At 45.1% G+C, this 13,289-nt stretch carries 9 protein-coding genes; all 9 read left to right on the top strand.

What is annotated here, in order from left to right; all coding sequences use genetic code 11:
• Positions 1–14 precede the first annotated feature (14 nt).
• The 9 genes from IM638_07790 to IM638_07750 all read left to right on the top strand — a co-directional run bounded on the left by IM638_07790 (position 15) and on the right by IM638_07750 (position 13,158).
• The gene (locus IM638_07790) at positions 15–1,592 is read left to right on the top strand and encodes a phage tail sheath family protein (protein ID MCA6362925.1); all 1,578 of its coding nucleotides are present in this window, start codon (positions 15–17) and stop codon (positions 1,590–1,592) included.
• Positions 1,593–1,717: 125 nt separating this feature from the next.
• Positions 1,718–2,182, top strand: a complete 465-nt coding sequence (locus tag IM638_07785; GenBank protein ID MCA6362924.1) for a phage tail protein — start codon at positions 1,718–1,720, stop codon at positions 2,180–2,182.
• Positions 2,175–2,648 (top strand): phage tail protein, encoded by a 474-nt coding sequence (locus tag IM638_07780; protein MCA6362923.1) that lies wholly within the window; start codon positions 2,175–2,177, stop codon positions 2,646–2,648. The genes IM638_07785 and IM638_07780 overlap by 8 nt, the downstream gene beginning before the upstream one ends.
• A 188-nt stretch (positions 2,649–2,836) precedes the next feature.
• On the top strand, positions 2,837–3,505 hold the full coding sequence (locus tag IM638_07775; GenBank protein MCA6362922.1) for a hypothetical protein: 669 nt from the start codon (positions 2,837–2,839) through the stop codon (positions 3,503–3,505).
• A 7-nt stretch (positions 3,506–3,512) separates the two neighbouring features.
• Entirely contained in the window at positions 3,513–5,315 is a 1,803-nt protein-coding gene (gene vgrG / locus IM638_07770) for a type VI secretion system tip protein VgrG (protein ID MCA6362921.1), read from the top strand.
• A gap of 13 nt (positions 5,316–5,328) precedes the next feature.
• Positions 5,329–5,628: a PAAR domain-containing protein gene (locus tag IM638_07765; GenBank protein ID MCA6362920.1), complete on the top strand. Its 300-nt coding sequence runs from the start codon at positions 5,329–5,331 to the stop codon at positions 5,626–5,628.
• Positions 5,621–6,058 (top strand): GPW/gp25 family protein, encoded by a 438-nt coding sequence (locus IM638_07760; GenBank protein MCA6362919.1) that lies wholly within the window; start codon positions 5,621–5,623, stop codon positions 6,056–6,058. The genes IM638_07765 and IM638_07760 overlap by 8 nt, the downstream gene beginning before the upstream one ends.
• On the top strand, positions 6,055–10,278 hold the full coding sequence (locus IM638_07755) for a hypothetical protein (GenBank protein ID MCA6362918.1): 4,224 nt from the start codon (positions 6,055–6,057) through the stop codon (positions 10,276–10,278). The genes IM638_07760 and IM638_07755 overlap by 4 nt, the downstream gene beginning before the upstream one ends.
• Before the next feature lie 3 nt (positions 10,279–10,281).
• Positions 10,282–13,158: a hypothetical protein gene (locus IM638_07750; GenBank protein ID MCA6362917.1), complete on the top strand. Its 2,877-nt coding sequence runs from the start codon at positions 10,282–10,284 to the stop codon at positions 13,156–13,158.
• Positions 13,159–13,289 lie beyond the last annotated feature (131 nt).

Below are 13,289 nucleotides of genomic sequence, written 5' to 3'. Positions count from 1 at the left end.
TAAACAAGAAGTGCATGAATTTACTGAACATCAAAACACCAGGTGTTTATATCAATGAGGTGAGCGCCTTTCCGAATGCAGTTGTGCCTGTGGCAACAGCAGTACCTGCATTTATCGGTTACACGCCGCAAGCTTCGTACCAGGGCAAATCGTACTACAACGTGCCGGTACAGATAAACTCCTTTGCCGATTTCCAGGCTTACTTTTGTTTGCCTGATCCGGCGCCTCCGGCAAGTCCTACAAAGCAGTACAGCCCTGAGTACTATCTCGTGCAGCAGAAGGGCCAGCCTACATCAGGCGATTATCTGCTCATTAATGGCAGCTATTATTCCATACTGCCTGATCCGAATACGATCTATTACCTGTATAACAGTGTGCGGATGTTTTATGCAAATGGTGGAGGAACAGCCTACATTGTTGCAGTGGGAACATACGGACAGGCTTCGGGTAAACCGATGACGCTTGGCGCACCACTGGTTAACCCGAACGTACAGTTATCGGACTTACAGCGCGGACTATCACTGCTGCTCAATGAGCCGGAGCCCACCATGTATATTTGCCCGGAAGCAACACTGCTTAGTTTGGCTGAGAACGGCACACTCATGGAGAGCATGCTTCTGCAAAGCAGCAACATGGGAACCAGCGTGAGTATTTTCGATATTATCGGAGGTAATAACCCGGATCCGATTCTCTACACAAACGATATTCAGAACTTCCGCAACAACACCGGATCAGTGGGGCTCAGTTACGGAACGGCTTATTATCCGTTTATCGAAACCACCACAATGCAAAACAGCGAGATTGATTACACCAATCTTTTTGGTGGCGATATTTCGCAACTGGCAGCCATTATTAATCCGGCCAGCAACCCTGATCCGGCAACCACCTCAATTCTGGCTAACATCCAGAATCCGCAGAGCGGGCTTACCGTACAGCAGAACAACAATGCACTGCTCATTGCAAACCAAACCTACGGGCTTATCGTGCAGCATGTATTGAATGATGCAAACGTGTTACCTCCCAGCGGAGCACTTGCCGGTGTAATTACAAACACGGATAACAATACGGGCCCCTGGCAGGCTCCGGCCAATACATCAATTGTAGGTGCTGCGGGTTTGCCCATTAACCTAAATGATACGCAGCAGGCCAATCTGAACGTGGATGCTGTTTCCGGAAAGTCAATTAATGCAATCCGTAGTTTCAACGGCCTGGGCATTCTCATCTGGGGGGCACGTACACTTGACGGCAACAGTTTAGACTGGCGCTATCTGCCGGTGCGTCGTACCATGATCTTTCTTGAGCAATCTTCGAAACTGGCAGCTCAGGCTTATGTGTTTGCACCGAATGATAAAAACACATGGAACGCTGTGATTGCGATGATCAGCAATTTCCTTACACAGGTGTGGAAACAGGGTGGGTTGCAAGGCGCCACTCCGTCAGATGCATTCAGTGTACAGTGCGGGTTGGGCACCACCATGAGTGCTGATGATATTCTCAACGGATTTATGAATGTTTCCGTGCTTGTGGCGGTAACACATCCGGCTGAATTTATCGTGATCAATTTCACGCAGCAAATGGCTAAATCAAGCTAAGAAGCTGTTTGAGATTTTATTACTAATCGTTTTGCACAATCAACGCAAAACAAAATTCAAACACAGTTTCGAAAATACCATCAACAATCATTAATCAGTTTAATCCTATCAAAAGATAAAATAACATGGCAACTGACGACGGTAGCGTAGAAGGCGCAACATGGCCCATGCCCAAATTCCGGTTTGAGGTCGATCTGGGTACACAGATGACTGGCGTTGCATTTCAGGAAGTTTCCGGAATGGACGTAGAGAATCAGATTATCGAGTACCGGAAAAGTAACAGTCCGCTTTTTTCAGTGGAGAAAATGCCGGGAATTACCAAGTATGGTAATGTAACCATGAAACGTGGCGTATTTGTGAATGACAATACCTTTTGGAACTGGCATGCACAAATTTCAATGAATACAATTCAGCGCCGTACGGTAGTGATCAAATTACTTGACGAAAACGGGAAAGTAACCATGCAGTGGACCCTTAACAATGCATGGCCAACCAAAATTACCTGTACCGATTTGAAGTCGGACGGGAACGAGGTTGCTGTTGACTCGCTTGAAATTGCTCACGAACAATTGATCATTTCAAATGGCTAACGGAGGCAGCACATATCCGGTAAGTTTTTATTTCCAACTGTCCTTGCCTGGAGTTGATGCTGCTTTTCAGGAAGTTTCGGGTATATCCAAGGAACTTGCTACAGAAGAAGTCACCTGCGGAGGGGAGAATCGGTTCAAATACCGACTCCCCACCGTGGTGACCGGTCAGCATCTGGTGCTCAGGCGTGCACTGGTTCCGTTGGGTTCGCCACTGGTTTACTGGTGTGCTGCCTGTGTGGATATGGGATTGGCCAACGGAATTCAAACCTTTCCGATTATCGTTACGCTGCTTGATGCATCGGGCTTGCCACTCATGGCCTGGACTTTTTTCAATGCCTATCCGGTAAAGTATTCGATTTCGGATCTCAAATCGCAGGAAAACGGTATCGTGATTGAATCAATCGAACTAGCCTATACTTATTTCGATGTGTCACCGGTATCCACATTTGCTTCTGCTCTTTTATAAGAATCGTCATGCCTATAGAAATACGGGAAATTACCATCAAAACAGAAGTTACCTCCGGCGCTTCACAACGTGCCGGACGAACGGATGAAGAGTTGAACCGGTTCAAACGTCAACTTACAGAAACCTGCAGAAACATGATTCTACAGGCTACGCGAAAGCAAAAAATTAAACGCTAACTATCACGTATCATGAGTGCCAGTTTACAGCTGATGAAAATTACCGGATATACCGATGAGAATTTCTCCACACCTTATTCGGGAAATCCTTATACGGTAATGATTAATCCGGATAGCATAAAGTGGTCGAGAAATGTGGAGTATAATGAAGTGCAGGCACCTGATACAAGTTCGCCATCGCAGAAATATAAAAGTACTCCCTGTGAAAAACTGAGTTTCGATCTTGTGATTGATTGCACAGGAATTGTGGATAGTTCGAGAACAGACATGGATACTGAGCTTACTGCGCTCGAAGGAATTATTTACAAGTATAACGGCTCTATTCACCGGCCTAATTTTGTGGGTATTCAATGGGGCGAGGACATTAGTTTCAATGGAGTACTTAGTTCGTTTGAAACCAATTTCACCTTGTTCAGTCCCAACGGAAGCCCGCTTCGGGCCAAAATATCACTATCGTTCAGCGAATACATTGCTCCGACTACTGTTGTCAAACAAGACGCTCCCAAATCGCCTGACCTTACGCATATGCTTGTTACCATGCAGAATACAAGTCTTCCGCAAATGTGTCAGCAAGTATGGAATGATTACTCGCTTTACGTGAAAGTAGCCCGTTTCAACGGGTTAAATAAATTCAGAAATCTACCTGGTGGAATTAACCTGTTATTTCCTCCAATAAAATAATTGTCCTATGGCAGGTCCTGTAATTCCCACAGCCAGTGTGGCCGTATTCAATTTAAGTGTTGGCGGTAGTCCTGTTCCTGATACGGTACAGGTACTTGCGGTAGATATTCAGAAGAAAGTGAATCAGGTTCCTTTTGCCCGTATTGTTATTCGCGACGGAGAGCCCGATCAGGGTGATTTTGTGCAGAGTTCATCTTCTACTTTTGTACCAGGAGCCACCATTGCAATTGATGCGGGTTACGATTCCAGTTTGTCCACAATTTTTACCGGAATAATCACGGGGCAGTCTGTGGAGTTGAACGCGCTTGGGGAAAGCACGCTTGAAGTACTTTGTTACGACCCGAGCATAAAAATGACAGTAGGCCGGAAGTGCCTCACATTTTCAAATCAGAAAGACAGCGACATTCTCACATCGATAATCGGGAATTATTCGGGTGTTACGGCCAATGTAACTGCAACCGGTACGCAATGGCCTGAGCAGGTGCAGTATTTTAGTACAGACTGGGATTTTGTACTGGCCCGTGCCGAAGCCAATGGAATGATTGTGGCGGCAGTGAACGGAACATTGAATGTAGCAAAACCTTCGGCCAACAATACTTCGGTACTGACGGTGGGTTACGGATCTGCTTCGGGCAATTCGTTGTATGAGTTTAATACCCACATTGATTCACTTACGCAGGTTTCGGGCGTAACGGCAAGTTCGTGGGATTTTACTCAGCAGGCAATTGCTACGGGTAATGCTTCTTCAAGTTATCAGGGACCGGGAAATCTGGGGCCGTCAACGCTTTCCTCGGTGGTAGGACTAAGTACATACGCATTGCAGACAAGTACATTGCTCAATGCCGAACTGAATACATGGTCGGAGGCGCAGCAGGTGAAGTGTGATTTTTCGCGCATAACGGGTACTGCCAAATTTCAGGGCAATACGTTTGTTGAGATTGCCAAATACATTACCATTGAAGGACTTGGCGATCGTTTCTCGGGAGACTATTTTGTATCAGGTGTCCGGCATGATTACTCGGCGGGAAACTGGATGGTTGAAGTTGATCTTGGGCTTTCATTCAATTGGTTTACGGAGCAGCCTGATGTGATGGCACCACCGGTATCGGGTTTATTGCCCGGTGCGCGTGGACTCATGAACGGTACGGTGAAACAAATAGACAGTGATCCTGATAATCAGTTTCGGGTGCTGGTAGAAATTCCGCTTTTCGATCCGAATGGAGCCGGTATCTGGGCAAGGCTTGCCAATTTTTACGCGACAAGTGGTTTCGGCGCTTTCTTTTATCCTGAGGTTGGCGATGAAGTGGTGATTGGTTTTCTCAACGAAGATCCCCGCTACCCGGTTATTCTGGGCAGCATGTACAGTGGAAACCGGAAGCCATTTAATACGCTTAATCCGGCCAGTGATAACCCGCTGAAAGCCATCGTTTCCAAGTCGGGTATTTACATTCAGTTCGACGATAAAAACAAAGTGCTTACGCTTACCACGCCCGGCAACAACAATATTGTTTTTAGCGATCAGGATAAAAACATTGTGATCACTGATCAGAACGGAAACAGCATCAAGATGTCATCAGACGGTATTGATGTGAACAGTAGCAAGAATATAACGGTTCAGGCCGGGCAGAATCTTTCGCTGCAAGGGAATCAGGGAGTGAGTATTCAATCTTCGGGAGGCGATGTACAAATCAGCGGATTGAATATCAAGGAATCTGCACAGATGCAATATTCTGCTGAGGGCAGTATGACTGCTCAGGTGCAGGGCGGAACAGAACTGGTGCTGAAAGGTGCCATGGTAATGATTAATTAAACCCATTGATAGTATGCCACCAGCTGCACGAATTACTGATTTTCATGAATGCCCGATGGTAACTCCGGGTGTTCCTCCGATTCCGCATGTGGGCGGACCGGTAGTGGGCCCGGGAGCGCCTACAGTATTGATTGGTGGTTTACCAGCGGCGCGCGTAGGCGATATGCTGACGTGTGTAGGCCCGCCCGATTCAATAGTGAAAGGGTCATCATCAGTGATGATTTCAGGTATGCCTGCCGCTCGGATGGGTGACCAGACGGCTCATGGCGGACAAATACTATTGGGTGCATTTACTGTGATGATCGGTGGCTGATAAGTATTTAAACCGCAAGCAGAATTTTCAGGGATCCGGGTGGGCGTTTCCTGTTGAATTTTCGTTGGGTAACCACCAGCTTGTGTTATCTGCCTACGAAGAGAATATTAATGATTCGATTTATACCATTCTTACCACCAAGAATGGTGAACGCAATTTCAATCCTCAGTTCGGATCCAATCTGCAGCGGTTTATGTTTCGCAGTATGGATGATTCGCTGAAAGGTGAAATGAAAAATGCGGTGAAAGCATCGCTGTTATACAATGAGCCTCGGATTACGGTGCAGAATGTGGAGGTTGTATTTACTGATATTCAAAGTGGAGGGCTGGAGGTGAATATTTCATACATATACAATCAGACCAATACCCGACACAACTATGTGTTTCCGTTTTATCTGAAAGAAGGAACCAATCTCAGGCAGCTGAAATGAAAGGCAATGAAGAAAGCATGATTCTGGCTTCTGTTCAGGAAGCGCTCGTTCCTGCTCCCGATCTGATCGATGGCAGAACGGCCCGGGATCGGCTTGCTTTTTTGGCCCGGTTCGGAAGGCTGATTAATTATTTCGATCAGACGAATACCGTAAACGGAAACTGGCAACCCTTTCTGCTAAAGGATCCGGTTATACTGCTGGCCTATATTGCCTCTGAATCATGGACGCAACGTTTTTGGGTTTACCGGCAAACCTGCAACAGGATGCAGAGCCTGGCGGAAATGCTCAACGCCAATCAGCATACAGCTTTGTTGTTCAGGCAGCTTTTCAATGAACTGATGCCCGTGTACGAATCCATTTCAGAGTGGTTACGTTACATGAAGAACAGCGAGGAAAATTACAATCTGAAACGCTACCTGACTAAACAGGCTGCTGAATTTCTGATTCCGAATTTCTACGCTACACTTGAACTTTGGAATTATCTCAGCAATATATCAGGACTTGATGAGGTGTATAAGCCGCATCAGTATCTGTACGGATTATATCGAAACGTGATCTGGCAGGAAAATTATTCCGGCCAGTATTTTACAGATACATTCGGTATTACAGAGCCAGAAAAAAATATTCTGGAATCTTCCGTTCCGGTGGCAGGCAGTTTACCGGAAATGCATCAGCTGGTACTGGCCTGTTTTAACGGATTGAAGGCGAGTGCTGATCAGGTGTTCAGCATTTACAAAACGGCTGTTCGTCAGGCAGCGGTTGATTATCAATTGCAGGAAGAATTGCAGAGCCGGTTTCCTGATACTACACTGGTGCGCACACTTACGCATCTGATGGAAATTTACAAGAAGCAGGTCAATGAAATTTCCGGCAAGCATCTTGATTTTTATTATCATGATGTATTGCTCCAGAAGGAACAATCAGCTTCACCCGATCAGGTAGTGGTAAGTCTTGGTTTGGCGCCGGGAACAGCTGTATATACACTACCGGCAGGTACAACGTTTAACGCCGGTGTTGACCAGGAGAAGAAGGTTATTCTTTTTAAAAGTGAAGCTACAGCGGGACTGAATGCCGGCGTGATCAGCCAGGTGTGCCGGTTATCGGTTACAGCTGCTCAGGAACTTCTTCTTTCGCCGGTTGCCACTCCGGGTGTGATTCAAACTACGAAAACCGGATCGGTGATCTCGTGGAATACCTTTGGACCACCGGCAAGCGGCGAAGCGAATAGTGCACAATCGGTTCAATTTGGCTTTGCAATCGGCTCTCCGATGTTGTTTTTGCCCGAAGGCAAGCGGATTATCGACATCAGCTTTCGCTTTGCCAATCCGGTTACTGATTTGTTGATGGACAGTGCCAGCGTTTTTCTGAGCGGAACCAAAGCGTGGACACCAGTAAAACCGGAAGTAATGCGTGAACCCGGTTTAACCGATGAAGAAGCCGGATATTTTCTTTTCCTGAAAATTACATTACTACCCACTGATTCACCAGTAGTGGCTTTTGCATCTAATCCCGACGGCGTGGTTTCCGACTGGCCGCTGTTGAAGATTATGTTTGGAAATGCAGCACTGCTTACCGATCCTCCTGTTATTCATTCAGTAAGGTTTAATGTTACTGTAAGTGGTGTGCAACATTTTTTACTTTATAATGATTTCGGAGCAATCAGTCCAAAAAACCCATTTCAACTTTTTGGCCCTGCTCCCGGGATCAATAGCAATTTTATTCTTGGAAGCAGCGAAATTTTCAGTAAACCACTCTTATCGCTCGATTTTACATTTAATTGGAGTAATCTTCCGAATACTGATTTCACTACTTATTATACAGCCTATACCAATTATCTGGCTTCAATTTCTTCCTCGAGTTCCTCAAGTTCATCAAATTCATCGGTTTCCTCAGGTTCTTCAACATCCTCAAGTTCGTCGAGTTCATCGGTATCTTCAAGTTCATCAGGTACTTCCAGTTCATCGGTATCTTCCAATTCATCCGGTACTTCCAGTTCATCCGGCTCTTCATCACCGGCTTCTTCGCGGAATACAACGCCTGAAGCCGGTTGGTTTCGCAAAGCAATCGGCAGAATCGGCAGCGTGCTGCGTTTTCTGGTTACTTTCCGGTGGAGTCCGCCCGTTGTAACCACAGTAGCTGATACTCCTATTGATGAAGTACCGGTTGAGTCTATTTCATTAACTACATTTTCGAATTCGAGTTTCAGATCAATCTTTGGTCTCGGACTTGTAAATGGTTGGATGACATTGCAACTTAATGAAAGTTCATCCTCATCCTCTTTATCGTCCTCATCCTCGTTATCCTCCTCATCCTCTTTATCGTCTTCATCCTCTTTATCGTCCTCTTCACTTGTAAGTTCCTCCTCTTTTTCCTCAATTTCATCTACCTCCTCAATTTCTTCCTCCTCTTCATCTTCTATTGAACCGGATGTCCCGTTGTTTGATTCGCATTCGGTTACAGAACCTCCGCTGTCTGTCCGGAAATTCAGCTTTAAGCTGAATGGTGTGCTGGATAAAGCAGTGCTTGCTCCGTCCATTCAAAACACGAACTTCCAATGGACGGGAGCCGATGCTTCGGGTTTTTTGAGGATGACGCTTGTGGATCCGGTATATGGTTTTGGTAATGAAGTTTATGCAGCAGTTGTATCCTGGGTGGCGCTTCAGAATGCAGCAAAACTGATGCAGCTTTCTCATGGTTCTTCATCCTCCTCCTCCTCTTTCTCTTCGTCTTCTTTGTCAATTGAATTGATGGCTTCTCCTAATCCGCCTTTTGCGCCAAAGGTAGCGGGTATTACTGGCGATTATGAAGCTGTTTGTGTTTACGATTTCACTTCCGCGGAGCAGACTTATCCGTTTCAGTATTTTTATTATACACCGTTTACTAATTATAAGCAATATGACAGTGCAAGCGGAGATTCACCTGCTATGCTTGCGAGTGCTGCATTAGCCGGCTCCGTTGCGGTTTCTTCAGGAAGCAGTTCGTCCGAATCATCTTCTTCCACTCCGTCTGTATCTTCATCATTGGCTGCTTTTTCAACCTCATCAACCACATCATCATCTCCGGAATCATCAATTCAGCCAGTAAACGATTTTTATCTTTTCCCTGCATTTACAGCAGAAGGTTGTTTGTTGATTGGTTTCAATAAACTTACAAGCGGCAATTTACTGAGTTTATATTTTGAGCTGGCATCTGCAGCTAACAAAGGATCTGCCGGTGCGTTGGGCTACTATTATCTCAATTCTACATCATGGCAGCCTCTGCACGTAGTTTCAGACAGCACGAACGGGTTCAGCTGTCCGGGAATACTTGTACTTGATATTCCCAATGACATTGTCGCAGGTTCGGATCAAATGGCGGGAGAGAACAGTTGGATCTGTATCACCGCGAATTCAGGAATAAACAGTTTTGCACAAACAATTTTGCTGGCCACCAATGGCGTTTCGTTGGTAAGAACAGGTAGTGAATACCTTAGCGATACAACAGCTCCGTTTATTGCGGCAGGCAGTATTACCAAACCCGAAGTGCTGATTCCGGCCATAACTACGGTAAATCAGCCATTTGCATCTTACGCGGGGAAAGCAGCTGAGAATGCATCACAACTTAATCTGCGGGTGAGCCAGTGGATCAGGAACAAAAACCGGGCAGTCGGGAAATATGATTTTTACAGTTTAGTTACGCTTCAATTTCCACAAGTATATTACACCTGCGCGGTTTACAACAGACTCCTTCGCAAAAGTGTGGTGTATGTGATTAAAAAGGTAAATACGGTTTCTGATGCCAATGCCTTTACTCCGCTTGTAAGCAGTTGCGACCGTGACAAAATTCTCAACTTCCTTCAGCCGAAATGCCCGGCAAATGAAACACTTGCTGTTAGCAATTATCGTTACAGCATCGTTGCAGTAACAGCTACAATTACAACCACGCTTGGATATGCCCCTTTTTCTGTAGCCGGCGCAGTTTCTGATGCATTAAACCTGTATCTGTCTCCCTGGATTTCTTCTGCCTCCTTGCAGTTGCAGGTGGATGAAGCATTAAGTGGCGAAAATCTGCTGCGTGTGATCAATGCAGTGCCCGGAGTTGAATCAGTGGTTGCCGGTACGCTGTCATTTACAGTTACTACCGGTAGTATTCAAAATGAGGTGAGTGATTTAACAACACTGATAAATGCCCGGGAAGGATTTCTTTTTGTGCCTTCCGGAACGCATGCAATTCAATATTAAGCAATGAGCAGTATCGAATATCAGATCAAGAACAATGCTTCTCCCCTCAGCCAGGATTTCGACAGGCTGAAGGCTGAAGGACTTGGCTATATTCAGATGCATTCAGATACAAGCTGGACTAACCTGAACGATAGCGATCCGGGCGTGACCATTTTAGAACAGCTATGTTTTGCGCTCACTGAGTTGGGATATTGCAATGATTTTTCGATCAGAGATATTCTCACCAAAGCAAATGGAGAACTTACACTTGAAGATCAGTTCTATTTGCCGGAACAAATTCTCACCACTTCGGCAATTTCGGCAAACGATTACCGGAAGTACCTGATTGATGGAATAGCTGCTCTTACAAATGCCGTGCTGAAGATACAGCCCGACAGCGATCTGCCTCAGCCACTCAAAATTTTGTTTCAGTCATCGTCAGAAAATTCTGAAACCCTTGATACGCTTGCCGATGAGGTATATTATTATTTGAATAAAAGCCGTAACCTGGCGCAACTTTTCGATCAGCCGTCCAGGCTTATTCCCAAACTATTCCTGCTCCGGTTTTCACTTGATGTTACGGATGAAACCGAGTTGCCTCAGATTCTTGCAAACATCGGATCAGCTATCTCCGAATATATTTTGCCGGCAGTAAGCCCCAAAGGATTTTCCGTACTAATAGCAGAAGGTTACTCTACGGATGATTTGTATGATGGTCCTGCATTGCTGCACGGTTTTATTCCGGATGCTGCTCTGGGTTCAAAAACCGACCAGATTGATACATTCACATTGATCGATGTAATGCAGGCGGTGGAAGGAGTGAATGCTGTAAAATCCATGCAACTGGCTTTTGAATATTCATCATCTTCTTCCTCTTCCTCTTCCGGAGAAGTGAATTCAGATTCTGACTTTTCAGGAGATTCTTCATCAGTATCAGGCAATACAAATTCAGATTACGTGTGGCTTTCATCAGTTACTTGCCAGCCTGATGAAATTCTCACCCCCGATCTCGCGGCTTCCTATGCGAAAAATCTGATTACAGTGACTGTAAACGGTATGGCACCGTCTGCACTTCCTCCGATCGGAGATCTGAGTGCTTCTCAGTTGCCCTCGCACGATGAATCGGTGAGTTATACTTCCAGCACCGAGGAAGAAAAACGCCTTCAGCCCGGCAATTTCAGAGATATTGGTTCGTATTATTCCATTCAGAATACATTCCCTGGTATTTACGCCGTTGGTGAAAATTCGGTATCTGAAAATGCCAATGATTATACGATTGCACTTTCCCGTCAACTGAAAGGATACCTTACGCTTTTTGATCAGTTGCTGGCCAATCAGTTTTCGCAACTTGCTTATGTGCCTCTGCTTTTCTCTTTTCGCAACGCACTTACGGGTACACCTAGAGATCGTTACGAATATTTTACGAAAAAGAATCATTTTGATTTTGATCGACAGATTTATCCAGTGCCTTACCTGCGTTTTTCGCCTACTTATTTCTATCAGTCGCTATATGATGTGCCTTCAATCTGGCCGTTGTTTAAAGATTATCAGTCCTACACCTATTCCATTCTGCCCGAGGATACTAAGCTGATTGAGAAAAAAGGCCGTGAAAAATATATCCGTTCACCCTATAATGCATATATCCATGGATTAATGATGATCATGGAAGACGACGAAATCGGGTGTGCAAGAAGAAATAAACTGTTGGATCATCTGCTGGCCCGACATGGAGAGTCGCCTGCTGAATTTGATGCTTTGATTCGCGGTTCAATGTATGCGGGTGATACGGATATGGATAAGGTGATATTCAAAAGTTTGTATCTGCAAAATCTGGCATTACTTACCTATTACCGCTGCAAAGCTTACAATTTTCTTGGTGCCGATTCACTTTCAGGAACTTATATTGTAATGCCAGCATCAGGTTCTTCAAGCCCTGTTGTGTTACCCATGCAGAGGTTGGAGAATAAAGCGCATCGCATTGCGCGCATCCGCACCAGCGATTTCATTGTGAATACAGCGGCCATTAATGAACTTGAAAAAATTCCGGCATCAGATTTCGTAAACTATTCGGCCATAGAGCTTCTGCTTTCGTTATTACTTGGCTTGAATCCGTTGTATGCCAATTTTATCAATCATCCGCATGAAGCTGATTCGGGTAAAAACAGTTCCGAACAACCCGATGTTCCTTCGGATACCGATGTGATGGTGCGGCAGGCGTTGTGGTTGATTGAATGGAGAAAGGGATCAATACTGACTGAAACGGCATTGCTTTTACAGTCGCTACTTTTCGGTGCACGGGTTATTGTGAATGGCAATAATTATGATTTTAAAAATGCGAGTTACGAAGTGTTGAAAGCACTTGCTGCAGCCATGAGTTATTATGGACAGACAGGTGATTTTGATCCGGCTTTGGAAATCATTCATACATATTCAGAAACAACGGGCTCTTTATCCGGTTTATCAGTTTCTTCTTCCGGTTCCGGAATTGCAGGTGCTGAAACGTTTACTTACACACTGGAGATTTACGCATCTGATCCTGTTTTGCAACAGGATCTAATTGTACCGGTAGCATTTTTTGCTAATGATTTGTTGTTTTTATTCCCTCAATATATTCCCACACTCAATACCGATGCATTTAAGGGAAGGGCAAATAAAATTATTCAAAGCAGGCTTTCTGTCAATCTTGAATCTCAGCTCTGTTTATTCGATTCTGATCAGGGCGAGCGGTTGATTCCAGCTTATATCACCTGGCACGATAACCTTCGCTTTCTTGATCCATCCACACTTCCGGCAGGTGTTACGCTGCAGCAGGCACAACAACAACGCAAGAAAGATACCACAGCGTCGGCATTCGAACTCATGAAATGTATCTGTTCCATTCTTAACAATACAAATTCATGAGTAGAGCCGGCACACATATCATTACCAAACTGAATTGGGCAACTTCGATCGATAATCGGAAGTATGCTCAACCTTTTCAGGAACGGATAAGCCGGTGGTCAAATCATGACTTTATCCGGATTGTATCGGAT

Source organism: Bacteroidota bacterium, from assembly GCA_020402865.1.
Classification (GTDB): domain Bacteria; phylum Bacteroidota; class Bacteroidia; order Palsa-965; family Palsa-965.
This window is presented reverse-complemented; position numbering and strand designations above follow the sequence as displayed.